The 24,369-nt window shown below is 67.2% G+C and carries 27 protein-coding genes; 18 read left to right on the forward strand and 9 right to left on the reverse strand.

Annotated features, from left to right (window positions below; translation table 11 throughout):
• Positions 1-8: 8 nt before the first annotated feature.
• From F9Z44_RS17540 to F9Z44_RS17555, 4 genes are all read right to left on the reverse strand, one after another.
• Positions 9-440: a response regulator gene (locus F9Z44_RS17540; RefSeq protein ID WP_236574175.1), complete on the reverse strand. Its 432-nt coding sequence runs from the start codon at positions 438-440 to the stop codon at positions 9-11.
• Positions 437-3,088 (reverse strand): PAS domain S-box protein, encoded by a 2,652-nt coding sequence (locus F9Z44_RS17545; RefSeq protein WP_159607999.1) that lies wholly within the window; start codon positions 3,086-3,088, stop codon positions 437-439. The genes F9Z44_RS17540 and F9Z44_RS17545 overlap by 4 nt, the downstream gene beginning before the upstream one ends.
• Entirely contained in the window at positions 3,085-4,029 is a 945-nt protein-coding gene (locus F9Z44_RS17550) for an ABC transporter substrate-binding protein (RefSeq protein WP_159608000.1), read from the reverse strand. The genes F9Z44_RS17545 and F9Z44_RS17550 overlap by 4 nt, the downstream gene beginning before the upstream one ends.
• A 288-nt stretch (positions 4,030-4,317) precedes the next feature.
• Complete coding sequence (locus tag F9Z44_RS17555; RefSeq protein WP_201449982.1) at positions 4,318-5,004, reverse strand: cupin domain-containing protein; 687 nt, start codon at positions 5,002-5,004, stop codon at positions 4,318-4,320.
• Between the two features lie 152 nt (positions 5,005-5,156).
• Here F9Z44_RS17555 and F9Z44_RS17560 point away from each other — a divergent pair, with 152 nt between their 5' ends.
• The 4 genes from F9Z44_RS17560 to F9Z44_RS17575 are packed head-to-tail and all read left to right on the forward strand — an operon-like array spanning position 5,157 to position 9,053.
• Positions 5,157-5,978: an alpha/beta fold hydrolase gene (locus F9Z44_RS17560; RefSeq protein WP_159608001.1), complete on the forward strand. Its 822-nt coding sequence runs from the start codon at positions 5,157-5,159 to the stop codon at positions 5,976-5,978.
• Positions 5,979-5,991: 13 nt separating this feature from the next.
• A complete protein-coding gene (locus F9Z44_RS17565) occupies positions 5,992-7,113 on the forward strand; it encodes an extracellular catalytic domain type 1 short-chain-length polyhydroxyalkanoate depolymerase (RefSeq protein ID WP_159608002.1) in 1,122 nt (373 codons plus the stop codon).
• Positions 7,110-7,955, forward strand: coding sequence for a S1 family peptidase (locus tag F9Z44_RS17570; RefSeq protein ID WP_442907216.1), 846 nt, complete (start codon positions 7,110-7,112; stop codon positions 7,953-7,955). Before F9Z44_RS17565 ends, F9Z44_RS17570 begins: the two co-directional genes overlap by 4 nt.
• Positions 7,956-7,988: 33 nt before the next feature.
• A complete protein-coding gene (locus F9Z44_RS17575) occupies positions 7,989-9,053 on the forward strand; it encodes a pyridoxal phosphate-dependent aminotransferase (RefSeq protein WP_159608003.1) in 1,065 nt (354 codons plus the stop codon).
• On the opposite strand, the gene F9Z44_RS17580 is transcribed toward F9Z44_RS17575, so the two are convergent.
• Positions 9,050-9,496 (reverse strand): hypothetical protein, encoded by a 447-nt coding sequence (locus tag F9Z44_RS17580; RefSeq protein ID WP_159608004.1) that lies wholly within the window; start codon positions 9,494-9,496, stop codon positions 9,050-9,052. The two genes, F9Z44_RS17575 and F9Z44_RS17580, sit on opposite strands and share 4 nt — an antisense overlap.
• A gap of 112 nt (positions 9,497-9,608) precedes the next feature.
• On the opposite strand from F9Z44_RS17580, the gene F9Z44_RS17585 reads away from it, so the two are divergent.
• The 3 genes from F9Z44_RS17585 to F9Z44_RS17595 all read left to right on the forward strand — a co-directional run bounded on the left by F9Z44_RS17585 (position 9,609) and on the right by F9Z44_RS17595 (position 12,361).
• Positions 9,609-11,132, forward strand: coding sequence for an AMP-binding protein (locus F9Z44_RS17585; RefSeq protein WP_159608005.1), 1,524 nt, complete (start codon positions 9,609-9,611; stop codon positions 11,130-11,132).
• Positions 11,133-11,262: 130 nt separating this feature from the next.
• Positions 11,263-11,577 (forward strand): hypothetical protein, encoded by a 315-nt coding sequence (locus F9Z44_RS17590; RefSeq protein ID WP_159608006.1) that lies wholly within the window; start codon positions 11,263-11,265, stop codon positions 11,575-11,577.
• 61 nt (positions 11,578-11,638) lie between these two features.
• A complete protein-coding gene (locus F9Z44_RS17595; RefSeq protein ID WP_159608007.1) occupies positions 11,639-12,361 on the forward strand; it encodes an aldolase in 723 nt (240 codons plus the stop codon).
• Between the two features lie 12 nt (positions 12,362-12,373).
• Here F9Z44_RS17595 and F9Z44_RS17600 read toward each other — a convergent pair whose 3' ends face one another.
• A complete protein-coding gene (locus F9Z44_RS17600) occupies positions 12,374-13,024 on the reverse strand; it encodes a GntR family transcriptional regulator (protein ID WP_159608008.1) in 651 nt (216 codons plus the stop codon).
• A 154-nt stretch (positions 13,025-13,178) separates the two neighbouring features.
• Here F9Z44_RS17600 and F9Z44_RS17605 point away from each other — a divergent pair, with 154 nt between their 5' ends.
• Positions 13,179-14,738, forward strand: coding sequence for a Rieske 2Fe-2S domain-containing protein (locus F9Z44_RS17605; protein WP_159608009.1), 1,560 nt, complete (start codon positions 13,179-13,181; stop codon positions 14,736-14,738).
• 3 nt (positions 14,739-14,741) lie between these two features.
• A complete protein-coding gene (locus tag F9Z44_RS17610; protein WP_159608010.1) occupies positions 14,742-15,713 on the forward strand; it encodes a PDR/VanB family oxidoreductase in 972 nt (323 codons plus the stop codon).
• Here the strand turns inward: F9Z44_RS17610 and F9Z44_RS23185 are convergent.
• On the reverse strand, positions 15,697-15,828 hold the full coding sequence (locus F9Z44_RS23185) for a hypothetical protein (RefSeq protein ID WP_268894198.1): 132 nt from the start codon (positions 15,826-15,828) through the stop codon (positions 15,697-15,699). The two genes, F9Z44_RS17610 and F9Z44_RS23185, sit on opposite strands and share 17 nt — an antisense overlap.
• Before the next feature lie 163 nt (positions 15,829-15,991).
• Between F9Z44_RS23185 and F9Z44_RS17615 the strand changes: the two genes are divergently transcribed.
• From F9Z44_RS17615 to F9Z44_RS17655, 9 genes are all read left to right on the forward strand, one after another.
• A complete protein-coding gene (locus F9Z44_RS17615; protein ID WP_159608011.1) occupies positions 15,992-16,333 on the forward strand; it encodes a hypothetical protein in 342 nt (113 codons plus the stop codon).
• A gap of 69 nt (positions 16,334-16,402) precedes the next feature.
• The gene (locus F9Z44_RS17620) at positions 16,403-16,552 is read left to right on the forward strand and encodes a DUF3096 domain-containing protein (RefSeq protein WP_159608012.1); all 150 of its coding nucleotides are present in this window, start codon (positions 16,403-16,405) and stop codon (positions 16,550-16,552) included.
• 191 nt (positions 16,553-16,743) lie between these two features.
• Positions 16,744-17,760, forward strand: coding sequence for an ABC transporter substrate-binding protein (locus tag F9Z44_RS17625; RefSeq protein ID WP_159608013.1), 1,017 nt, complete (start codon positions 16,744-16,746; stop codon positions 17,758-17,760).
• A 5-nt stretch (positions 17,761-17,765) separates the two neighbouring features.
• Positions 17,766-18,605, forward strand: a complete 840-nt coding sequence (locus F9Z44_RS17630) for an ABC transporter permease (protein ID WP_159608014.1) — start codon at positions 17,766-17,768, stop codon at positions 18,603-18,605.
• Positions 18,602-19,423, forward strand: a complete 822-nt coding sequence (locus F9Z44_RS17635; protein ID WP_159608015.1) for an ABC transporter ATP-binding protein — start codon at positions 18,602-18,604, stop codon at positions 19,421-19,423. The genes F9Z44_RS17630 and F9Z44_RS17635 overlap by 4 nt, the downstream gene beginning before the upstream one ends.
• Positions 19,420-19,626 carry an AtzG-like protein gene (locus tag F9Z44_RS17640; RefSeq protein ID WP_159608016.1) on the forward strand — a complete coding sequence of 69 codons (207 nt, stop codon included), beginning with the start codon at positions 19,420-19,422 and terminating at the stop codon, positions 19,624-19,626. The genes F9Z44_RS17635 and F9Z44_RS17640 overlap by 4 nt, the downstream gene beginning before the upstream one ends.
• Before the next feature lie 9 nt (positions 19,627-19,635).
• Positions 19,636-21,030: an AtzE family amidohydrolase gene (locus F9Z44_RS17645; RefSeq protein ID WP_159608017.1), complete on the forward strand. Its 1,395-nt coding sequence runs from the start codon at positions 19,636-19,638 to the stop codon at positions 21,028-21,030.
• Complete coding sequence (gene hpxZ / locus F9Z44_RS17650; protein WP_159608018.1) at positions 21,031-21,405, forward strand: oxalurate catabolism protein HpxZ; 375 nt, start codon at positions 21,031-21,033, stop codon at positions 21,403-21,405. It begins immediately after the preceding gene.
• A complete protein-coding gene (locus tag F9Z44_RS17655; protein ID WP_159608019.1) occupies positions 21,405-22,145 on the forward strand; it encodes a GntR family transcriptional regulator in 741 nt (246 codons plus the stop codon). Before hpxZ ends, F9Z44_RS17655 begins: the two co-directional genes overlap by 1 nt.
• Positions 22,146-22,151: 6 nt before the next feature.
• On the opposite strand, the gene F9Z44_RS17660 is transcribed toward F9Z44_RS17655, so the two are convergent.
• Both F9Z44_RS17660 and F9Z44_RS17665 read right to left on the reverse strand, forming a co-directional pair.
• Positions 22,152-22,811, reverse strand: a complete 660-nt coding sequence (locus F9Z44_RS17660) for a cysteine hydrolase family protein (protein ID WP_159608020.1) — start codon at positions 22,809-22,811, stop codon at positions 22,152-22,154.
• Positions 22,808-24,367, reverse strand: a complete 1,560-nt coding sequence (locus tag F9Z44_RS17665; RefSeq protein ID WP_159608021.1) for an ABC transporter ATP-binding protein — start codon at positions 24,365-24,367, stop codon at positions 22,808-22,810. The genes F9Z44_RS17660 and F9Z44_RS17665 overlap by 4 nt, the downstream gene beginning before the upstream one ends.
• Between the last annotated feature and the right edge of the window lie 2 nt (positions 24,368-24,369).

Consider the following 24,369-nt stretch of genomic DNA (forward strand, 5'->3'; position numbering starts at 1 on the left):
AAGAAGGGTCAGACAGGTCGTTCGTTGAGCAGGCACCAGTAGAGCTCGATGTGCTCGGCCACTTCGATGAACTTGTTGAAGCTGACCGGCTTCTCGATGTAGGAGTTCACCCCCAGGTCGTAGGCGGTCTTGAGATCGGAATTCTCACGCGACGAGGTGAGCACCACCACCGGGATGCGGCGGAACACCGGGTGTGACTTGAGCCGCTGCAGCACCTCCAGGCCATTGACCTTGGGCAGGTTGATGTCGAGCAGGATGACCGCCGGCATGGTCTCCCCCGCTTCCCAGCGCGCAAAGTACGCCAGCGCCTCTTCACCGTCGCGCGCGATCTGGATGGTGTTGGAGAGCTTCTTCTTGTTGAAGGCACGCAGCGTGAGGTCAAGATCCATCGGGTTGTCTTCAACCAGCAGGATCGGCGGCGGGGACGCGGGCATGTTCATGCGGGGAACTCCAGAAAGAAGGTGGCGCCGTGTCTTGGCTGGCTCTCGGCCCAGACACGGCCGCCCATGCGTTGCACGGCCTTGGCCACCAGCGCCAGACCCAGGCCGGTGCCCTGGTAGTCCTCGGCGCGCTGCAGGCGCTGGAAGATGCCGAAGATGCGGTCGTGGTATTTCATGTCGAAGCCCACGCCGTTGTCGCGCACCCAAAGGATACGCCGCCCGCCTTCGGTGCGGGCGCCGATTTCCACCTCGGGGTGATCCTTGGCACGGCTGAATTTCACGGCATTTCCCAACAGGTTGCGCAGCACCACGGCCATGCCTTCGCGGTCGAGTTGCAAGACCATGGGCTCCAGGCACAAAGTCAACCGCACGCGGGTGCTTTCAATGTCGGCGCTGAAGCCCTCGATGACCTGCGCCACCAGAGCCGGTACATCCACCTGCTGGTGCTCCATGGTGCGTCGCTCCATGCGCGAATAGTCCAGCAGGCCCGAAATGAGGTCACCCATCTGTTGCACGCCCCGGCGGATGCGGGCCAGGAACTGGCGCCCCTCTTCGCCGAGCTGGTTGCCGTGTTCTTCCTGCAGCAACTGGCTGTAACCGTCGATGCCACGCAGCGGCGCCTTGAGATCGTGGGAAACGGTGTACGAAAAAGCTTCGAGCTCTTCGTTGAGGCGACTCAACTGGGCGGTGCGCTCGGTCACGCGTTGCTCCAGCACGGCATTGGTCTGCTCCAGGCTGGTCTGGGCCAGCTTGAGCTGGGTGGTGTCGAGCACGGTGCCGCTGTACCGGTAGTGGCCGGCGGTGGGCAAGGGCTTGCTCTGCACACTGCCCCGAAACCAGCGCAGCGGCCCCAGATCGGGGTGGCGGCGGAACTCGGCGGTGATCATCTCCTCGTTGCGCGGAATCGAGCGCATGAAGTGGTCGGCCCGCGCGCGGTCATCGGGGTGGATGCAATCGAGGTAGGCCTTCAGATCGACCGGTGGCCCCAGCGCTGGCTCGCGGCCGAAGTTGCGGTACATCTGGCGCGACCACCAGATGCTGCGGGTCTGCGTGTCGTAGAGCCAGCTGCCCAGCCCCGCCATGGATTCGGCCAGTTCCAGCAGATCCGTCTGCTCGCGGATCGCCGCCTCGGCCTGCAGCCGTTCGGTGACGTCCTTGATGGTGGAAAAGAGGTGTTTGAGCGAGCCGTCGGCGTGGCGTACCGCGCGCACGTCGATCTCGGTGTGCACAAAGCTGCCGTCCTTGCGCACGAAACGCTTGCGCATCTTGTAGTTGTCACTGAGGTTGGCGGCCATCTGGTCGCGCAGCGCCAGGTTCTCATCCAGATCGGGCTGGGGCGTCATCTCGGCCCAGCTGCGGCCAAGCAGCTCGTCCCTGGTATAGCCCAGGATCTCGCACAGATGGCTGTTGACCTGGATCCAGCGGGTGGAATGCGGCGAAGAGATTGCCATGCCGATGAAGGGCAGTTCGTAAAACAGCCGCAGGAACTCGGCTTGCTCCTGCTGCGCGAGCTGCGCTTCCTTCTGAAGGGTGATGTCGAGCAGTACGCCACTGATGCCGGTGAGCGCGCCCTGCGCGTTGCGGGTCAGCGTGGTGCGGTCGTCCACCCAGACCCAGCTGCCGTCGGCACAGCGCAGCCGGTATTCCTGGCGGTGATCATCGGGTCCGTCCTTGAAGTAGCGCGTCGCCTCGACCGTCACGCGGGCGAGATCGTCCGGGTGGATCAGGTCGGCGTAGCGCAGTTCACCATGCAACAGCGCAGAAGGCTGGTAGCCCCACTGGTCCACCGACTGGCTGACGTAACTCATGGGCCAGCCGGGTTCGTTGCGCCACTCGACCACCACCACGGGCGAGCGGTCCACCAGGTCGAACAGGTGCCGGAGCTGCGCCTGTCCCGCCTGCAGGCGCTCGGCCATGCGGTCGGCCTCGGTGCCGATCATGGCCAGTTCGTCGTTGCCGTGCAGTCCGGCGCGCGAGTGCAACTCGCCATTGCCCATGCGCTTGAGGGCCAGGGCCAGGTGCTGCGCGCGGCGAAACCACACCAGGTGCACCACCAGCGCCAGCAGGATGGTCAGGCCCAGCAGCAGCAGGCCCTCGCGCACGGCTTCCTGCTGCATGTCCGCAAAGCGCACGGCCTGCGGCAGCTTGAGGTCGGTCACGGCGATCAGCCGCCGCCCGCTGGCAAAGGGCACCACGCCGGCCAGTTGCTGCGTGGCCGGCAGGTGCACCACGCTGATGGCGACATCCGAGGGACCGTTGAAGACCAGGGTCCTGACGCCAGCCAGATCGGCGCGCTGGCGCAGCACCTCGCCAAAGGCCTGGCCGATGTCGGATCGCACCAGGGAAGCCTGCACCAGGCCGTCGGGCTGCAGCAGGTAGGTGTGCTGCATGCCGCTGTACAGGCCCAGCCCCCCGACCAGCCGGCGCACAAGCGCCCGGTTCTCCATGTTGGTCTGCGCGCTCAGGCGGCTCTGCTCCACGCTCAGGCGCTCGCGCAGGCGGCGCGTCTCCACATCCAGCACCTGGTCGCCCACCTTGCGGACCTGCACGACGTAGTTGATGGTCGATGCCGTGAGCGCGAACAGCACCAGCATCAGCGGCGCCAACCAGCGCCCCGGCAGGGTCAGGCGCGAGGAGAGCGACTTCACGGCGCCGACCCGCTGGTGCGAATGCGTTTCATGGCCGAGCCGTCGATCAGCTGGTCCCAGCGCGGTGCTTGCTGGATCAGACCGATGTTGATCAGCGCGTCGGCCACCTTGCTGGCCTGAGCCACCAGCGGGGCCGGGTTGCCCGAGAGTTCGCGCTCGGAGGCGTCCCGAGAATAAAACGCCAGACCACCCAGCACCGCCTCGTAGGCCTTGGGTGTGAGATCGGTGCCCAGCGCCAGCGATTGCGCCGCACCCGGGATGTCGAGCTGGAAGGCGTTCAAGCCGGCATACCAGGCGCGCAGCAGGGCGTCCACCGATCCGGGGCGCTGCTCCATCACTTCGGCGCGCACCACCAGCACGTCCAGGATTTCGCCCGGGATCTGGCTGCTGTCAAAAATACGCCGGTACCCAGCGACCTCCATGGAGCCGGCCAGGGGCTCGAAGGACACGGCCGCTGCCACCGTACCAGCCTGCAAGGCCGCCAGATGCTGGGCCACTTCAAGGTTGGTCACGCGCACGTCGGCGCGGGTCAGACCGGCTTTCTCCAGCATGCGCTGCAGCAGCAGGGCGCCCACCGCGGAGTTTTCCACCGCGATGAACTCGCCCTTGAGCAGCGCCGGCGAGGTGATCCGGGGCGCGGCCATCACCACGTCACCGCCGTCAGAGGCGTCCAGCATGGCCACAATGCGCACGTCGATTCCGCTGTCGGCCAGCCGCAAGGTTTCGTCGAGTGTGAGTGTGGCGGCGTCCAGCAGGCCATTGCGCAAATGCCGCAAGGACTCGGAAGCCGAGGGCAGCTCCACCACCCGCAGCTGCCTGGGATCGGTCAAGCCGCGGTCGCGCGCCAGCACCAGCGGGTCGTACCCCACCCAGGGGTTCATGCCCACGGTCAAGGGCGGCGTGGCAGGCTCACCGCAGCCCGCCAGCGCGAGCAGCGCCACGGCGGCGGCACAACGCCACGCACGGTGGCACCAACCGCCTCGCGGATCGTGTCCTTCCCTGTCGCTGGCCCTGGACGGGCGTGAGCCATGAGTCATAAGAACGTGTTGTAGTCCGGCCAGTCACCACAGGATCGCCTGCAACATCCTGTTGCACATACCCCGGCCAGTGTAGGGCCCGGCCGCCGCCTGTGCGTCACGAAGGCGCAACACCCGGGTCCACCGCACGCAAAAAATCCAGCCCGCGCGGGTGAATCGGGTTGCAGCTTGCCGCTGCGCGGCGGCACCAGATCAGGCTGCCGGCGCTGGTTCCAGGAAGACGGCACCCAGGTGGCCGAGCTTCACGTAGATCAGTGCGCCCTCAGGCCCGGTGAATGGCGTGTGCTGGCTCCCGCGCGGGTTGCGCAGCCAGCTGTGTTTGGGATAAACCCCGTGCTCGTCGCGCAGCACGCCTTCGAGCACGAAGATTTCCTCGCCACCGGAGTGGCGGTGGGGATTGAACTGCGTGTCGGGCGCCCAGCGCACCAGCGCGGTGTTGACGCCATCGTGGTCGTGCAGGGGCAGCACCGTGATGCCGGGTACCAGACCACGGCGCCAGGGTTCTGCGTGTGTGTCGATGCGCAGCGGCGTGAGGTCGTCCGCGGCGAACTGCCACAGCTTTACCAGCAGCACACACCCCGACTCTGAAAAAGGCGCGTGGCGCGACCCCGGCGGGTTGCGCAGGTAGGTGCCGGCCGGGTGATCACCGCGCTCGTCGGAGAACACGCCTTCGAGCACCAGGATCTCCTCGCCGCCGCCGTGGGTGTGCGCATCGAAGCGCGCGCCGGGCGCGTAACGCACCACGCTGGTGGCTCGCGCCACCTCGCCACCCACGCGGTCGAGCAGACGGCGATCCACCCCGGGCAGGGGGGACGGCAGCCAGGGGGCTGCGTCTGCAAAATTGGTCACGCGCACGGAAAAGTCGTCGTTGAGGTTCATGTCAATGCTCGTCGGGGAGTTGAATTTCAGCACAACGCCCGGAACCTTGTCGAAGCGGTCCCGGAAATACCGAAGCTGCGTGCGCTGTCGAACAGACGCAAAGAGCAGCCAAATCCAACACTGGGAACCGTCAACACTCGGGCCCCCACAGCATGCACCGCATCACCACCAGCGACCAGACATCGATTTACCTCAAGGATTGGGGCGAAGGCAGCCCGGTCGTGCTGGTCCACGGCTGGCCCCTGAGCGCCGACTCCTGGGACGATCTCGCCGTCTCGCTGGTGGAAGCCGGCCACAGGGTCATCGCCTACGACCGGCGCGGCTTCGGGCGTTCGTCGCAACCCTGGAACGGTTACGACTACGACACGCTGGCCGACGACCTGTGGGAGGTGATGGAACAAGTGGATGTGCAGGACGCCACGCTGGTGGGCTTTTCCATGGGCGGCGGTGAGGTGGCGCGCTACATGTCGCGCCACAACGGCAAAAACGTGGCCAGAACTGCGCTCATCTCCTCGGTGTTGCCCTTTCGCCTGAAGACCGCCGACAACCCCACCGGCGCCGACGCTTCCGCCTTCGACAAAACGGCCAAAGCCTTGTCGGATGACCGCGCGAAATTCTTCACCGGCTTTTTCCGCGACTTCTTCGGCCTGGGTTCGCCCGACAGCCGCGTCAGCGACGAGACCTTGCGCTGGGCCCACAGCATCGCCATGCAAGCCGGCCTGCGACCCACGGTGGCCTGCATGCGCACCTTCTCCAGCACCGACTTCCGCCCCGACCTCGCGGCCTTCGACGTGCCGACCCTGCTGATCCACGGCACCGAAGACAAGACCGTCCCGATCGCAGCGTCCAGTCGGCTGGCCGTGGCGGGCATCAAGGGTGCCCAGCTCATCGAATACGAAGGCGCACCGCACGGCCTGTTCGTCAGCCACAAGCAGCGTCTGGCCAAGGACCTGCTGGCGTTCCTGAAAGCCTGAGGACTCCGTCACCATGGGCAAGCGCACGGCCATGTCCAGCTGGGAGCTGGTGTTCAAGCGCAACCTGGCCACACTCACCCGCAACGCGCTGCGAGCGCAGACGCGCACCGCGAATGCCGTGGTGAAGCATGCCAAGGCCAATGCGAAACAGCCGCCGCCCACGCCGGGCGACTGGCTCAGCGGCATGGCGATCGGCCTCGGCGGTGCACGCCGCTACCACCTCTACCGACCGCCCGACCTGCTGGCCGGAGAGCGTCTGCCGCTGCTGGTGATGCTGCACGGTTGCGGCCAGGACGCTGCCGGCTTTGCGTCGAGCACACGCATGAACGCGATCGCCCGGCGCGAGCGATTTCTGGTGCTCTACCCCGAGCAAGACCGCCTGGCCAGCGCACAGCGCTGCTGGAACTGGTTTGACACCCGCAACGGGCGCGCAAACGCCGAGGTGGCATCGGTACTGGCCGCCATCGACCAAGTGGGCCTGCTGCACCCGGTGGACCGCACGTGCGTGGCACTCGCAGGCATGTCGGCAGGGGCCAGCATGGCCGCGCTCATTGCATCGCGTCACCCCGCGCGCTTCAAGGCGGTGGTGATGCACTCGGGCATAGCGCCGGGCGCGGCCGAATCCACCGCCACCGCCCTGGCCGCCATGCGCGGACACCGTCTGCCCGCGCCCTTGTTGACCCCGCCTGGCCAGGCGCTGCCGCCCCTGCTGGTGATCCAGGGCGGGCGCGACGCGGTGGTGGCGGCCAGCAACGGCGCCGCTGCCGCCAGCGCGTGGGCCCTGGCCGGTGGTGCCGTGGGGGGCACCTCGCGCAGCCAGCAGCGTGGCCAGCGCCATCCCGCGCAGGTGACCGACTTCAAACACCGGGGCCGGACCGCCGCCACCTTGGTTCATGTGGCGCAACTTGGCCACGCGTGGAGCGGCGGCGCGGCCAACCAGCCCTTCAGCGATGCTCAGGGGCCAGACGCCTCACGCATGGTCTGGGCATTTGTTTCCAGACACTTTGCGCCGGTGCAGGCCGTGGGGCAGCCCCCTGAGCGGGTGGTGTCCGCCGCACGCCCAGCCTTCAACCTGTCCTGGCCCTTCAATGCCCCCGCGCTCCCGCCGTTGAAGGGTGCGACACTCCACCGATGAACCGCCCCCCGATCTACTCCGAACCCGCGCCGATGGGTGCTCCCTCCACCGGTAACACGGCTGGTGACGCCATCGCGCCCATCACCGCGCAGGTCGACCCGCTGTTCCTCGCAGCGCCTCGAGTCTCCACCTTCCACGGCAAGCAGCCGCTCACCAACGCCAGCGGCTTCTTCTTCGAGAGCGACGACCGGTTGTTTCTGGTGACCAGCCGCCACGTGGTGATCGACGAAGACACGCAGCACTTCCCCGACCGGCTGGAAATCGAGCTGCACCTGGACGCCGCCAACCTCACGCGCTCCACCGGCTTTTCGATGCTGCTGTACGACGAAGGCGAGGCCGTGTGGCGCCAGGGCAAGGACAGCGGCGGCGAGATCGACGTGGCCGTGATCGAGCTCGATCGCAGCGCGCTGCCGTCCGAGTCGGTCATCCGCGCGTTCAGCCCGGCCCACCTGACCACCGAATTCAACGACGTGCACCCGGGTGAATCGCTTCTGGTCGTGGGCTTCCCGCTGGGCTTCCACGATGCGCTGCACCACCTGCCGGTGCTGCGCCACGCGGTGATTGCCTCTCCCTACGGCATCCGTTTCCAGGGCCAGGGTTACTTTCTGACCGACGCCCGGACCCACCGCGGCACCAGTGGCGCAGCCGTGGTCGCGCGGGACCCCAATCCCGGCGACGCAACCGCCGCCCTGCCCTGGAAGCTGCTGGGCGTTCACTCGGCGCGCATGGACATGGGCGACAGGGATCTGGTGCTGGACGAATCGCTGGGCTTGAACTGCGCCTGGTATGCGGACATCCTGCTCACACTCACAGAGCCTCGGGAGCACGACGCGGGGACTTGAAGGGGGTCAGCCCGGTCATCCGACAATCGGGCCATGACCCTGCCGATCCGCCGCGCCGTGCTCAACAGCCCGGATTACCCCTTCACTCCCGTCAACGCCCCGATCAAGCTCGATCAGAACGAGTCGTTTGCCGACTTTCCCGACGAGCTGAAGGCCATCGCACTGGAGCGGCTGCGCCATCTGCCGTGGCACCGCTACACCGATCTCAATGCCGAAGCCTTGAGCGAAGCCATCGCAGCACACGACGCCTGGTCGGCCTCGGGCACGGTGGTCACCACCGGCAGCAATGTGCTGATCGCCCTGTTGATCCAGCTGTGTGCGCTGGGCGGGCGGGTGGTCACGGTCACGCCCAACTTTGCGCTGTATGCGCTGGACGCCAGACTGCTCGGTGCATCGCTCACCGAGGTACCGCTGCGCGACGACGCCTCGCTGGACATGGACGCGGTGATCGCTGCGCTGGAGACCAGCAAGGGCGAGGGTCCGCACGGCGTCATCTACATTCCCCGTCCCCACGCACCCACCGGCTCGCTCTGTGCGCTGGGCGAGCTGGAGCGCCTGGCCCAGGCCTGCCCGAGCTGGCTGCTGGTGGTGGACGAGGCCTACCACCACTTTGCGCCCGATGATGCGCGTGCACTCGCGCGGCGGCATGAACACGTGGTGTTGCTGCGCACTTTCTCCAAGGCCTGGGGGCTGGCGGGTGCGCGGCTGGGTTATGCGCTGACCTCAAGCGCGGTGGCGCGCCAACTGCGCAAGCTGGTGCCACCGTTTGGTGTGTCGCTGATGCAGACGGTGTGCGCGCAGGTGGCGCTGGAGCACCCGGGCTATGTGCAGGAGCGTGTGGCGACGACGCTGCGTGAACGCGAACGCATGGCCAGCGCGCTGCAGGCGCACCCCGGTTGGCAGGTGCTGCCTTCGCACGCCAACTTCCTGCTCATCCGCACGCCAGACGCGGCGGCGGCGCACGCAAGCCTGCTCGCGCAAGGCGTGCTCGTGCGCCGGCAAGACAGCCTGCCCGGGCTGCAAGGCTGCATTCGCGTGACGGTGGGCACCGTGGACGAGAACAATGCGTTCCTGCGCGCTGCCGGGCTGAACGCTTAACGCACCGCCGGTGCAGGCGGCATCGGCTGCTCGGGAAGCATCGGCTGCGCAGGCGGCATGGGTTGCATCGGCGGGATCGCCGGCACCGGGGTGACCAGCTCGCGGATCACGCCGCCGCCCTCCACCGAGCCGCTCACGCTGCCTTCGCCGCGCACCATGCGCTCGCAGATGGCTTTGTTCTCGGGGGGCAGTTCGGTGCAGCGTTTCAGGGCGTTCTGCAGGCGCGACTCCGTCGTTTCACCCGTCGCAGGCTTTCGGTTCTTGCCCTGGGCTCGAACCGCGCCGGCTTCCCGCAGGCAACTGGTGCGCTCGTGCTGCGAGTCGCTGCGCAGGCACGCGGCGCGGTCCTGTTCGTAGGTGGTCTGGGCCGAGGCTGCGGCGGTGCACAGGGCGCAAGCCGCGAGCAACGCGGTGCGGACCAGAATGGCAGGCGATTTTTTCATGAGACTCCTTGTCAGGCACTGAGCAATGGGTTCGCTCCAGTGCATGCAGACACGCTACCCGGCGCTGCGTGTAAGGTCTGTGCTCCAGCGCACCCCCGATACGGAGACACCGATGAGCCTTGTTCACCTGCTGCTGCGCCAGGCGCGCCAGAACCCCGAGCGCCCCGCGATTTTTCACGGTACCAAAGTATGGGCTACCCATGGCGAGTGGGCGCAACGCAGCGCGGGCCTGGCGCAACGCATGGTGGCCGCCGGACTTGCACCGGGTGACCGCGTGGTGCTGTTCATGCACAACCACCCACGGTACCTTGAAGTGCTGTGGGCGGCGTGGTGGGCTGGCCTCGTGGTGGTGCCGGTGAACGCCAAGCTGCACCCGCGAGAAGCCGAGTGGATCGTGGCCAACGCAGGCGCGCGCTGGGGTTTTGTCACGCACGATGTGGCGCCCGAGCCGCTGGCCGGGCTGGAGCGGCAGATCGATGTGGCGGCGGTCGAATGCGACGACCTGCTCGCACCCGTGATCGATGCGTTCGCGGTGCCCGTTGTCGAACGTCACGCGCACGACGTGGCCTGGTTGTTCTACACCAGCGGCACCACCGGCCGACCCAAAGGCGTGATGCTCACGCACCGCAACCTGATGACCATGGGGCTGACGTACTTCGTCGACGTGGACCCGGTGATGGCTCAGGACGTCATCGCCTATGCCGCGCCCATGTCGCACGGCGCGGGCATCTACGCCATCCCGCACCTGATGGCTGGCGCCCGCCATGTGGTTCCCGCCTCTGGCGGTGTGGACCCGGCCGAGCTGTTCGCGCTGGGTGAGGCGCTGGGGCCGCTCTCCACGTTTGCCGCGCCCACCATCGTCAAGCGCCTGGTGGACCACGCCGAGCAGCACGGCATCGGCGCGGACGCTTCGGCGCGCGCCTTCAAGACCATCGTCTACGGCGGCGCTCCCATGTACGCGGCCGACATCGCACGCGCCTTGCGCGTGATGGGTCCACGCTTCGTGCAGATCTATGGCCAGGGCGAAACACCCATGGTGGGCACCGCGCTCTCGCGCCAGCAACTGGCCGACACCACCCACCCGCGCTGGGCCGAGCGCATGGCCTCGGTGGGTGTGGCGCAGACGCCGGTGCAGGTGCGCGTGGCCGATGCGCAAGGCCGCAGCCTGCCCATCGGCGAGGTGGGTGAGGTGTTGATCAAGGGGGACAGCGTGATGGCGGGCTACTGGCTCAACCCCGAGGCTTCGGCCGCGGCCGTGCGCGACGGCTGGCTCTTCACCGGCGACGTGGGCTGCCTGGATGCCGACGGCTTCCTCACGCTCAAGGACCGCAGCAAGGACCTGATCATCAGCGGCGGCTCCAACATCTACCCGCGCGAAGTCGAGGAGGTTCTGCTGACCGCGCCGGGCGTGGCCGAGGTGGCGGTGGTGGGCGCGCCCGACGCCAAGTGGGGCGAGGTGGTGGTGGCCTTCGTGGTCGCTCAAGGCAGCGCGAGCCCGACCCCCGATCAAATGGATGCGCACTGTCTGGCCCAGATGGCGCGCTTCAAGCGGCCCAAGCGCTATGTGCTGGTGAACGAGCTGCCCAAGAACAACTACGGCAAGGTGCTCAAGACGGAACTGCGCGCCCGCCTGTGAGGCACTGATGCAGGGAGGGTCGTTGCCTGCGGTCACAGGTATTGCGATTTGTAAGGAACGGGCACAGCTGACCCATTCAGTTACCCCGCAACAGAGGAACCGACACGGGTTGCGGGCGTCTACTGAAGGTATGTTCAAGAAATTCCTGTATCACCGCTCACTCAACTCTGCCCTGCTCGAACTTGGCATCGAGACCGAAGAACTGAATCCGGCGTTTCGCGACGAAGTGATGGACGTGGCACTGCGGGAGCATTTCACGCCCAAGGAAGCCGCACTGTCCGTCTTGACACTGGTCTATCCCAGCCTGAGCCTGGTGGATCGGCTCAGGACCATCCAGGTGGTGCGCCGCTGGCGCAGCAGCTCTCAGGTAAGCGAGGCCAACTACCGGCACACGCAGAACGGTAGCCTGGCTTTCGAGCGTTCACCTTCCGGGCACCATTCCTGATCGGCAAAGGGGGCGGTCGCGCCCGGCAGAATCGCGGGGTTCGTCCACCCAAAGCTCTGCCATGAACCACGAAGCCGATTTTCACAGTCCCCCTTGTCTGCAAGCGCGCGTCGACCTTTCACTGGCCTTGCGGGCGGCCGCCCGTTTCGGTTTGTCCGAGGGCGTCTGCAACCACTTCAGCCTGGAGCTGCCCGACGGCTCCGGCCGTTTCCTGCTCAATCCGCGCGGCCTGTTGTGGAGCGAAGTGCAGGCCGACGACATCGTGATGGTGGACGCCGATGGTGAGGCCCTGGCGGGTCGGCACCCCGTCGAGTCCACGGCCATGCACATACACAGCGGCATCCACCGGCTCGCCCGCAAAGCCGTGGTGCTGCACACCCACATGCCCTACGCCACCGCCCTCACGCTCACGCAAGACCGTGCGCTGGACACGGCCTTGTCGCAAAACGCCATGCGCTTTCACGGCCGGCTGGTGATCGATCCGGTCTACAACGGGCTGGCGCTGGACCAGGGCGAAGGCGAGCGCATTGCGCGCGCCATGGGCTCGGCCGACATCGCTTTTCTGGCCAACCACGGCGTGGTGGTGTGCGGTGCGCGCATGGACCACGCTTTTGACGATCTCTACTACCTGGAGCGGGCCTGCATGGCGCAGGTGCTGGCGCAGTCCACCGGGCGCCCACTGCGTGCGGCCGATGCGGCCACCGCCGAGCGCGTGGCTGAGCAGATGCAGAGCGAACGCCTGCAGTCCGAACTGTTTTTCGAGGCCCTGCGCCGCACGGTCTAGGGCGCTGCCGAGTCAAGCGCCCAGGCGGGCGAGCAGGTTTTCGCTGGCGCGCTCGGCGTGCTGCAGTGCCCGTTCGCGCGCCAGGGCCACGTCGCCGGCTTCAATCGCATCGGCGATGGCCTGGTGTTCGTCCCAGATGGGTCGGCGCAAGCCGTGCAGCTGGATCACGCCACCCATCACCCGGCGCAGGTGGACCCAGTGCATGCGGGAGCTGTCTTCGATGAGCGGGTTGCCGCTGGCCTGGTACACCGCGCGGTGGAAGGCCATGTCGGCGTCGATCATGGCGCGCACATCGTCGCCGGTGCTGACCTCGCGGCCCTTGCGAATGACCTCGGGGTCGATGCGCGCCCGGCGCCCGGCGGCCAGGCCGGCGGCCAGCTCGTCCAGCACACCCCGGATCTTGTAGACGTGTCCGATGGTCTGCGGGTCGAGTGGCGCGATGAGCACGCCACGCCCCGGCGCGTCCTGGACCAGCCCGTCGGTTTTGAGCTGGCGCAGGGCCTGGATCACGGGAGAGCGCGAAACATCGAGTTGCTCAGCGATCTCTTCCTGCGTGACGCGGGCGCCCGGAGCCAACGAGCCGTCGCTGATGGCGTCCAACAGGACCTTGTAGACCTCGTCCACGTAGTTGGTGCGGGAGGGGAGCTTGGCCGTGAACGACATGGTGACCTTCTGTATTTTGGATTCAAAGTGCAGTAACAGTTCGAAGGGTAAACCGATTCGGGTTGACAGATTCGCCCACTCCCTTTATCTTTGAACTCTGTATACAGAGTTCAGAACTCATCATTTTTTACCCACAACACGCCGGAGACACCGCATGACCCAGCCCATGGACAAACAGGACAGCCAACGCTCGACCGGCACCGCCGCACCCATCGAGAAGAAGCTGATTCCCTACGGCGGTTACCACACCAACAAGATCCCGGGCCACGACCCGGAGCTGACCGAGGTGGGGCCGGGCACGCCCACGGGTGAGTACATGCGCAGCTTCTGGCAGCCGGTCTGCATGTCCATGGAGCTCACGGACACGCCGCATTTCCTGATGATCCTCGGCGAAGAACTCGTGGCCTTTCGCGACAAAAGCGGTCGCGTCGGCCTGCTGCACGCGCACTGCGTGCACCGCGGGGCCTCGCTGGAGTACGGCTCCATCCAGGAGCGCGGCATCATGTGCTGCTACCACGGCATGGTGTTCGACATCGACGGCACCTGCCTGAAGGTGCCCTTCCCCAAGGGCGAAGAGGCGGACGCCGAGCGCTACGCCTGCTCGATCCGCCAGGGCGCCTACAAGGCCTTCGAGCGCAACGGCCTGGTGTTTGCCTACATGGGCCCACCCGAGAAAGAGCCCCCGTTTCCCGAGTGGGAAGGCAACTTCACCGTGTTGCCCGGCGACGAACTCGTGCCCTACAGCAACTTCCAGCACTGCAACTGGCTGCAGGTGCAGGACAACGCCGCCGACAACTTCCACACCGCCACGCTGCACTCGGCCAAGAACGTGGTGGGTGGCAATTTCCAGGGCACCACCTTCGACGAAGTGGGCGCGCCTTCGATGGAAGTGGCGCCCGACATGCAGTTCGTGCCGGTGCAGGGTGGCCGCTCGCTGGCCTGCGCAGGTGCGCGCCGCGTCAGCGACGACCGCCTGTTCATCCGCGTGCAGCACCAGGTGCTGCCCAACCTCAGCCTGCACGCCTACACGTCCGAGGACGGTTCGGCACAAAAGCACTTCAGCCGCTTCCACATCGTTCGCTGGACGGTGCCGGTGGACGACGTCAACAGCAAGATGATCGGCTGGCGCGTCATGGGCCCGGGCATCGATACGCGCGGCGTGGGCGTCAAAGAGCTCGTGGGCTACGAGTCGATCGACTTCCTCGAAGGCCAGGTGGCGCTGCGCCGGCCCGAGCGCTTTGGTGAACTCACCATCAACGACCGGCCCGAGGTCCCGACCAACCACCGCATGCGCGCCAACTACAAGCAGGCGCAGTACGCGCCGGGCGACTACGAAGCCATCATCAGCCAGCGCCCGATCGCGGTGCACGCGCTGGAGAACCCGACCAAGCTCGATGCCGGGGTCTACATGTTCCGCAAGCTGCTGCGCGACGCGGTGCGCGGCACCAACAAGGCCGCCAGCGCCGAGGGCTTTGCCGAGTGGCTGCGCGACGCCGCCGGCATGCCGCGCAGCTTCTGTTCGGGCAACGTGCTGGAGATCCCGGTGGGCGCTCGCGTGGAAGACGAGATCGTGCGCCGCCGCCACGTGACCAAGGCGGTGGTGGCCATGCTGGCCGAAAGCGAACACCTGAAGGGCGCCGAGCGCGAGCAGTTCGTCAAGACACGCATGCTGGCGCTTGAAGCGGAGATGAAAGCCAGCGCCACGGCGGCCTGAGCCATGACCGGACTCGACGCGCCACTGGATCTGCAGGTTCGCCAGATCCGCCTGGAGGCCACCGGCATCCACTCGTATGAGCTGCGGGCACTCGACCACGAGCGCCTGCCACTCTTCACCGCCGGGGCACACATCGATGTGCACCTGCCCGGCGGCCTGGTGCGGCAGTACTCGCTGTGCAACGACCCGGCCGAGACACACCGCTACGTCATCGGCGTGTTGAAAGACGTCAAGGGACGCGGTGGCTCGGTGCGCGTGCACGAAGCGCTGAAGGTCGGCGACACGGTGCGCGTGAGTCAGCCGCGCAACCAGTTCGAACTGCGGCCAGAACAGACCTCGGCCCTGCTGATCGCGGGGGGCATCGGCATCACGCCGCTGAAGTCGATGGCGCACAGCCTGCTGCGGGCGGGCACGCCGTTTGAGCTGCACTACTGCGCACGCTCCAGCGAGGTGGCCGCCTTCACCGACGAACTCGATGCCCTCAACCAGCGGGCTCCGGGCTCGGCGCGCTGGCATTTCGACAACGGCCAGATCGGCGCGGGCCTGGACCTGGTCGCCCTGCTGGCGAGCCAGCCCGACGGCACCCACCTCTATTTCTGCGGCCCGCCGGGCTTCATGAGGGCCTGCGCACAGGCCGCTGCGCACTGGCGCCCCGGGACCGTGCATTCCGAGCATTTCCAGGCACCTGCGAGCGCCACCCCTGCGTCACCCACCACCGGCGCCACCGTGCGGCTGGCGCAATCAGGGCAAGCGCTGGTGCTGCCCGAGGGCGGCAACCTGCTGGACCTGCTGAAAAAGAACGGCGTGCACGTGCCTACCTCCTGCGAGAGCGGCCTGTGCGGCACCTGCAAGACGGGCTACGCCGACGGAGCGATCGAACACAACGATTTCATCCTGAGCGACGACGAAAAGTCGACGTGCTTCACGCCTTGCGTGTCGCGCGTCACGAGCCGCAGCATCACGCTGCACCTGTGAGGCGTGGCGCTGGTTCAGTCCAGCGCCACATGCCGCCGCCGTTGAGCGCCAGGCGCTTGAAGCCCCAGTCGTTGCCAAGCCAGCGGCGCAGGTGCTCCCAAAGGTGGTCCGGCAAACCACCCGCCATCCCGCACGACTTCCCATCCCGCCCCCGCGCGCACGCCCCGAGCCACCCAAGTTCATCCCCCACCGATGCACCTTCGCTGTGTTGCTGCTCGCCTGCGACGCAGTCATGACGCCCCACAGCGACTGCGCCAACCAGCCCCTACTGCCGCACCATGGACCACGCCCGGCGCATGCTCACCACGGTGACGCCGCGCAACGAGATCCGCGAAGCGCAGGGCAACAACCACGCGGGGCTCAAGCAGCTGCTGGCCACGCCCGTGAAGGCCGGCACCAACCGCTGGATCGTAGGCCACGGCACGCCCTTTCACGCCGTCGCCGGTGCCCCGCACTTCAGTGAGGGCGAAGCCGCCGTGATCCGGCCCGATACCAGCGGCTGGACGGTGGTCGCCCGCATCGCGGTGGCCGACTGGCAAAGCCTGGGCAACGCGCCCTGGGTCTGCCCCGGCGGGTCTGTGTGTCGGCACACAGACGAGGTAGCCAGCGCCCACGCATGATGAACCGCACGGACTGGTGCGCCGCAACCTCTGCGGCGCCAGCACGACCTTCCTTCAAGCAGAACCGCCATGAACCTTCACCTGAGCATCGGCCCGCTGGTGGCCCTCATCGCCGGCATCCTCATCCTCATCATGCCGCGCATGCTGAACTACATCGTCGCCTTCTACCTGATCATCGTCGGTTTGATCGGCTTGTTCGGCCGCAACCTCGGCATGTGATGCGCGCGGCCTGAGCCGCAACACCCGACCACCGAAGCCCGCTGCACCCACCGTGCGGCGGGCTTTTTCACGTCTGTGGGCTGGCATCAAGCTTGCAAGCCATCTTGAATACAAGACGGAATGCTCACGCATGGTGCGGGCCACTTCCATCCTGGTGCGTCATCGCTTGTTCAACCTGCTGGAGCCCACCCATGAAGACATTCACCGCCACCGCCCTGTCCACCTCGACCAACCGACGCACCGTGTTGCAACTCGGCGCTGCGGGTGCGGCCATCGGCCTGCTGGGCGCGCCAGGCGTCGTGCGCGCACAAGCCGCTACCAAGGTGCGCCTGGGCTACTGGCCCATTGCCGCCGGCCTGCCTTTCTATGCGGCCATCGAACTGGGTTACTTCAAGGAAGCCGGCCTGGACGTGGAGCCGCTCAAGTTCGCCGGCGCGCAGCAGGTGATGGAGGCCGTGCTCTCGGGCCGCTCCGACGGCACGGCCAACGGCACCGGCTCGGCCAACGTGGCCATCGGTGAACTCGCCCAGCCCGGCACCTTCAAGATTTTTTGCGCCAACCCGAGCAACGTGAAGAACGTGCTCGATGAGGTCATCGTGCCGGTGGCCAGCACCGCCAAGGTCATGGCCGACCTCAAGGGCAAGCGCGTGGCCTCGGGCCCCGGCATCCAGAACGTGACGCTGGCCAAGACCATCCTGGAGCGGGGCGGTGCAGTCGGTGCCACCGTGGTCGAGTTGCCGATCGGCCAGCACGTGGCGGCTCTTGCTGCCGGCCAGATCGACGGCGCCTACACGCTGGAGCCCACGGGCACCATCGGCCGCTTGAACGGCACCAGCCGCGTGCTCGAAGCCGGCGTGATCTCCAAGTACGTGCTGGGCGACAACATGGCGCCGTGGTTCGGCGGCTCGGCCTCGCTGTCGTCGGAGTTCATCAAGAAGAACCCCGAGGTGGCGAAGAAGTTCATTGCCGCCTACGCCAAGGGCGTGGCCTATGTGCGCAGCAAGCCGGTGGAGGCGCGCAAGTACCTCGCCGGCTACACGCCCATCGAAGGCGCGCTCGCCGGTGAGGTGCCGCTGGCCGCCTACACCATGTACAACGAGTTCACACCCGCCGACATCGGCCACTTCCAGAAGTTCTTCGACCTGTTCTCGGAAAAGGGCATCTTCAGTTCGCGCCTCATGGTCGAGACCATGATCTACAAGGGCTGAAAGCCATGGAAGCCGCCACGTCCGCAGCAGTGGAATCCACCAAGCCCTGGTCACCTCCGGCTGCGAACGCGGCCCCGGTGGTTCAACGCAAGACCGACTGGGGACGCGCCCTGCCCTTCGTGGGCCCGGTCGTGCTCTTCATCATCTGGGACCTGGTGGTGCGCACCGGATTCATCAAGCCCATCTTGCTGCCGCCGCCACTGGACGCCATGCGGGCCCTGGTCGGCGGCCTGGCCGGTGGCCCGCTGCTGAGCGACTTCCTCGTGACCGTCTGGCGCACGGTGCAGGCCTTCCTGATCGCCGCCATCGTTGGCATGCCGTTGGGCGTGCTGCTCGGCAGCAACGAGAAGGCCTACCGCAGCGTGGAGTTCCTGATCGACTTCTTCCGCTCCACGCCCTCGTCGGCATTGATCCCGCTGTTCCTCATGGTGTTCGGCGTGTCCGACATCAACAAGGTGGCCATCGCCGCGTTTGGTGCGCTGCTGATCGTGATCTTCAACAGTGCGTACGGCGTGATCAACGCGCGCAAGCAGCGGGTGATGGCGGCCAAGGTGATGGGCGCCACGCGCTGGCAGGTGTTCAAGGATGTGCTGATCTGGGAGAGCCTGCAGCCCAGCTTCGTGGGCCTGCGCTCGGCCGTGTCGATGGCGCTGGTGATCGTGATCGTGGCCGAGATGTTCATTGGCGCAGACAGTGGCCTGGGCAACCGCATCATCAACTCGCAGCAGGTGATGAACGTCAAGGACATGTACGCGTCCATCCTGGCGGCGGGTGCACTGGGCTATGCGTTGAATGTTCTCTTTCTGGTCGTCGAACGCCGCATCGTGCACTGGAGTGGAAGATGAGCACTGTCCTGAATGCCCCGGTCTTTGCCGATGTGCCCGTGCCCGCCTTCCAGCCCGGCCCGGCCGGCACGCACATCACCATCCGCGGCCTCACCAAGTACTTCGCGGGCTGGCCGCTGTACGAGAACTTCGATCTCGACATCCCCAAGCACAAGATCGTGTCGGTGTTCGGGCCCAACGGCTGCGGCAAGAGCACGCTGATCAACATGATCGCGGGCCTGGTGCCGATCGACAGCGGCGAGATCCTGTTCGATGGCAAGAGCCTCAAGGACACCAAGATCGGCTACGTGTTCCAGAACTACCGCGAGGCCATGTTTCCCTGGATGCGCACCATCGACAACATCGCCTATCCGCTCAAGCTCGAAGGCAAGAGCAAGGCTGAGGTGGACCGCCGCATGGCCGAGCTGGTGGCCTCGTTCGACGTGAAGTTCGACCTCAACCGCTACCCCTACGAGCTCTCGGGCGGGCAGCAGCAGACGGCATCCATCATGCGGGCGCTGGCGCCCAAGCCCGAGGTGCTGTTTCTGGACGAACCCTTCTCGGCGCTGGACTTCGAGATGACGCTGTTCATCCGCGAGAAACTGCAAGAGGTCTTCATGCAGACCGGCACCACCATGGTGCTGGTCTCGCACGATCTGGAAGAAGCCGTCTACCTGGCCGACCAGGTGCTGCTGCTCACCAAGCGGCCCACCAAGGTGGCCGAGATCCTGCCCTACGACGACCCGCGCCCGCGTACCACGGCCACGCTGTCCGAGGCCAGTTTCATCGCCGCGAAAAAGCGCAGCCTGGAAATCTTTCAGCGCGAGGTGCGCCGATGACCGAGGAACAGACCCTGGCCTATGTGCAGGCCGCATCGGTGGCCGTGGCCCTGCCGCTGAACGAAGCACAAGCGCAGCGCGTGGCCACCCACCTGCAGCGCACCGCCGCGCTGGCCGCGTTGCTGGACGCTTTCGAGCTGGAAGTGGACGACGAACCGGCCGAGATCTACTGCCCGGCGCCGTTCCAGCCTTCCCCCCACTGAAGGCGCGCCATGAACGCCCCCTTGTCCCTGAGCCAAGCCGCGCAGGCGGTGGCTGGCGGAACGCTGCGTGCAGCGGACGTGCTGGAGTCCTGCATCGCGCGCATCGAAGCCACCGAAGCCCGCGTGAACGCGTTCACCGGCACGCGCTTCGAGGCCGCCCGTGCGCAGGCCGCGCGGGTGGACGCGCAGCGCGCGCGTGGAGATCCGCTGGGTCCGCTGGCCGGTGTGCCGTTTGCGGTGAAGAACCTGTTCGACATCGCTGGTGAAGTGACCCTGGCCGGCTCCAAGCTCAACCGCACCCACCCGCCTGCCGCTGCAGACGCGGTGCTGGTGGAACGCCTGCAGGCCGCCGGTGCGGTGCTGGTGGGTTCGCTCAACATGGACGAATACGCCTACGGATTCACCACCGAGAACACCCACTACGGCCCCACGCACAACCCGCACAGGCTGGACTGCTCCGCCGGTGGTTCGTCGGGCGGCTCGGGCGCAGCCGTGGCCGCGGGGCAGGTGCCGCTGTCGCTCGGCTCGGACACCAACGGCTCGATCCGCGTGCCCTCGTCGCTGTGCGGCGTGTGGGGCCTCAAGCCCACCTTCGGCCGGCTCTCGCGGCGCGGCAGCTACCCGTTTGTGCACAGCCTGGACCACCTGGGCCCGTTTGCCGACGATTTGCATGGCCTGGCCCTGGCTTACGACGCACTGCAAGGCGCCGACCCGCTGGACCCGGGCTGCCACGCCACCGCGGTGCAGTCCACCGTGCGCTCGCTGACACTCGGTACCAAGGGCCTGCGCGTGGGCGTGCTGGGGGGTTACTTCACCGAGCACACCACCGCCCCCGCCCGCGAGGTGGTCGCGCTCGCTGCGCAGGCGCTGGGCGCCAGCGCCACCGTGGATTGGCCCGATGCGGTGCAGGCTCGCGCGGCGGCCTTCATCGTGAGCGCCAGCGAAGGCGGCGCCCTGCACCTGCACCGCCTTCGCACACAGGCTGCCGACTTTGAACCCTTGTCGGTCGACCGCTTCATCTCGGGTGCCCTGCAGCCCGCCGCTTGGTATGTGCGCGCGCAGCGCTTTCGCCGCGTCTACCGCGACAAGGTCAATGCGCTGTTCCGCGACTGGGACGTGTTGATCGCCCCCGCCACGCCCGTGCCGGCGCAACCCATCGGCACCGAGTGGGTCGAGATCAACGGCAAGCGCCTGCCATGCCGCCCTTCCATCGGCCTGCTCACGCAGCCCATCTCGTTCGCGGGCTGCCCGGTGGTGGCCGCGCCCTTGTGGCCACAAGGCACCGGAGGCTTGCCCATCGGCGTGCAGTTGATCGCGGCACCCTGGCGCGAAGACCTCGCGCTGCGCGCCGGCATGGCGCTGCACAATGCGGGCCTTGCCCACTGCAAACCCGTGGAGTTCTGAATGGATACCAATCTGCCCGATGTGATGGCCGAGGTGACGGCCGCCTTTGAGCGCTATGAGCAAGCCCTGGTCGGCAACGACGTGGCCGTGCTCGACGAGCTGTTCTGGGACAGCCCGCACACCCTGCGCTATGGCGCCACCGAAAACCTCTACGGGATCGACGAGATCCGCGCGTTTCGCAACGGCCGGCCCGCCGTCGGCCTGCAGCGCACGGTGCTGCGCACCGCCATCACCACTCACGGGCGTGACGCGGCCACCACCAACATCGAGTTCCAGCGCGAAGGCAATCCACGCATCGGCCGCCAGAGCCAGACCTGGGTGCGCATGGCCGAGGGCTGGCGTGTGGTGTCCGCTCATGTGAGCTGGATGGCTTGATGGTCACGCGCACCCTGCGCCCGGTGCGCGCACGCGCAGCCAAGGCCGTCGGCGTCGAGCCCTTCCAGTCGCGTGCCGAAGAGGTCTACCGCCAGGTCAAGCAGGACATCGCCGACTTCCGCCTCGTGCCTGGCGACCGTTTCACCGAACACGAACTCTGCGCACGGCTGACCGTTTCGCGCACGCCGGTGCGCCAGGCGCTCTTTCGCCTGCAGCAGGATGGCCTGGTCGAGGTGATGTTTCGCAGCGGCTGGCGCGTGCTGCCGTTCGACTTCGACAAGTTCGACCAGCTCTACGACCTGCGCATGGTGCTGGAGACCACCGCCGTGCAGCGACTGTGTCTGCACGAGATGGCGGCTTCATCGCCGCAGCTGCAGGCGCTCAAGGAACGCTGGCTGGTGCCCGTGGCCGAGCGCAGCGCCGACCCGGCCGAGGTGGCGGCCTGGGACGAGGCCTTTCACGAAACCCTGGTGAGTGCGGCCGGCAACGCCGAGCTGGCGCGCGTGCACCACGAGGTGACCGAACGCATCCGCATCATCCGCCGGCTCGACTTCCTGCAGCAGGTGCGCATCGACGCGACCTACGACGAACACGCCAAGATCCTGCGCGCCATCCTGGCGCGCAAGGCCGACCGCGCTGATTTGCTGCTGCGCTCGCACATCCAGACCAGCCAGACCGAAGTGCGCAAGATCACCTTGCACCAGGTGTACCTGGCGCAGCAGGTGGCGCCAGCGGGTTGAGGCGGGTCACACCCCTGCGAGCAATTCCGTCGACGTCGCCGACCAGCCCACGATCGCGCCTTGCGCTGTGATCATGGCCAGCGCCGCTGCGTGGAACGCGGGGAAGTAACTGGCGGTGCCGTCTTCCAGCACCAGGCAGTCGTAACCCCGGTCGTTGGCCTCGCGCAGCGTGGACTGCACGCAGACCTCGGTGGTCACGCCGGCCACCACCAGCTGGGTGATGCCGTGCGCCTGCAGCTGGTGCTGCAGGTCGGTGGCGTAAAACGCGCCCTTGCCGGGCTTGTCGATCACCACCTCGCCGGCCACCGGCGCCAGCGCGGGCACGATCTGGTTGCCCGGCTCACCACGCACCAGCACCCGCCCCATCGGGCCCACGTCGCCGATGCGCAGGCTGGGTGAGCCGCGCAGCCGTTTGGCGGGCGGGCAGTCGCTCAGGTCGGGCGCGTGCGACTCGCGCGTGTGCACCACCAGGCCGCCCATGGCGCGCCAGGCAGCGAGCACACTGGCAATGGCGGGCACGATCGCCTGCAGCGGCTCCACCGTGTTGCCCAGCGATTCACCGAAGCCACCGGGCTCCACAAAATCGCGCTGCATGTCGATGATGAGCAGCGCGGCGTGCGCCGGGTCGAGTTCGAAGTTGAACGGGCGGGCCGTGACAAGGCTCATGCGACGAGCTCCTCGGGCTGGGGTTCGCTCTGCATGGCATCGTCGCCATGGCCCCCGGCCATATGGGCACCGAGCAGCTTGCGGTCGGCGCCGACGGCCAGGGTTTCAAACACGAGCTGTCCACCGCTGATCACGGCCACGCGGTCGGCCAGCTGCATCAGTTCGTCGAGGTCTTCGCTGATGAGCAGCACGGCCGCGCCCCGGTTGCGCGCGGCCACCAGCCGGGCGTGGATCTCGGCGGTGGCGGCGAAGTCCAGACCGAAGGTCGGGTTGCTCACCAGCAGCAGTTTCGCCTCGCCCGCCAGCTCGCGCGCGAGCACCGCGCGTTGCACGTTGCCGCCCGACAGCGCGCGAATGGGTGCGTCGATGCCCGGCGCCTTCACGCGGTATTCGTCCACCCAGCGCTGCGCCATGGCACGAAGACGCGGCCACTGGATCCAGCCTGCCTGGGCCAGCGGTGCTTCGTCAAACAGGCGCAGCGCCATGTTTTCCGACACGCTCATGTCGGGCACGCAGGCGTTGATGAGCGGCTCCTCGGGCAGGCTGCGCACCTGCAGCACACGGTTCTGCTGGCGTTTGCCGGCATAGGCTTCGCCACGCACCGTCACCTCACCCCCCAGGCGCGCGCGCTGCCCAGTGAGGGCTTGCATCAGTTCTTTCTGCCCGTTGCCCGACACGCCCGCGATGCCCAGGATTTCGCCCGCGTGCACCCGCAGCGAGAGGCCGTTGAGGGCGAGGTCACCGCGGTCGCCCATCACGGTGAGCTCGTCCACCGCCAGCGTCAACTCGGCATCCAGAGGCTGCGCGGTCTTCTCCAGCAAGGCCTTCTCGGCCGCCTGGCCCACCATGGCATGCGCGAGTTCGTCGGGGTCGGTCTGCGCCACGGCCTTGCTCAGCACCAGCTGACCGCGCCGCAGCACCGACACGTCGTCGGCGTAGGCCGTGACCTCGCGGAACTTGTGCGTGATCATCACGATGGAACAGTCACCGGCATGCGCACGTTCCTTGAGCGCACCCAGCACCTCGTCGGCCTCTTGTGGCGTGAGCACCGAGGTGGGCTCGTCCAGGATCAGCAGGCGCGGCTTCAACAGCATCTGCTTCAGGATCTCCAGCTTCTGCTTCTGCCCTGCCGACAGATCGATCGGGTAGGCGTCAAGGTCGAGCGAGAACGGCGCGCTGGCCATGAAGGCGCTGAGCTCGGCGCGCGCGGCCTTCCAGTCGATCACGGCGGGCAGCGCGCCGCGCGCCAGCAGCAGGTTCTCGGCCACGGTCATGCCGGGCACCACGGTGAAGTGCTGGTAAACCATGCCGATGCCGAGATCGCGCGCCACACTCGGCGAGTGGATGTCCTGCTCGCGGCCGTCGATCAGCACCGCGCCTTCGTCGCCCCGGTGGTAACCCACCACGGCCTTCACAAACGTGCTCTTGCCCGCGCCGTTTTCCCCCAGCAGCGCGTGCACGGTGCCAGGGCGCACGGTGAGCGACACGCCATCGAGCGCGGTGAAGGCGCCGAAGCGTTTGGTCAGCTGGTAGGTGTCGAGTCGCAGGGCGTGCATGG

It is taken from the genome of Hydrogenophaga sp. PBL-H3, assembly GCF_010104355.1.
In the GTDB taxonomy this organism is placed as follows: domain Bacteria; phylum Pseudomonadota; class Gammaproteobacteria; order Burkholderiales; family Burkholderiaceae_C; genus Hydrogenophaga.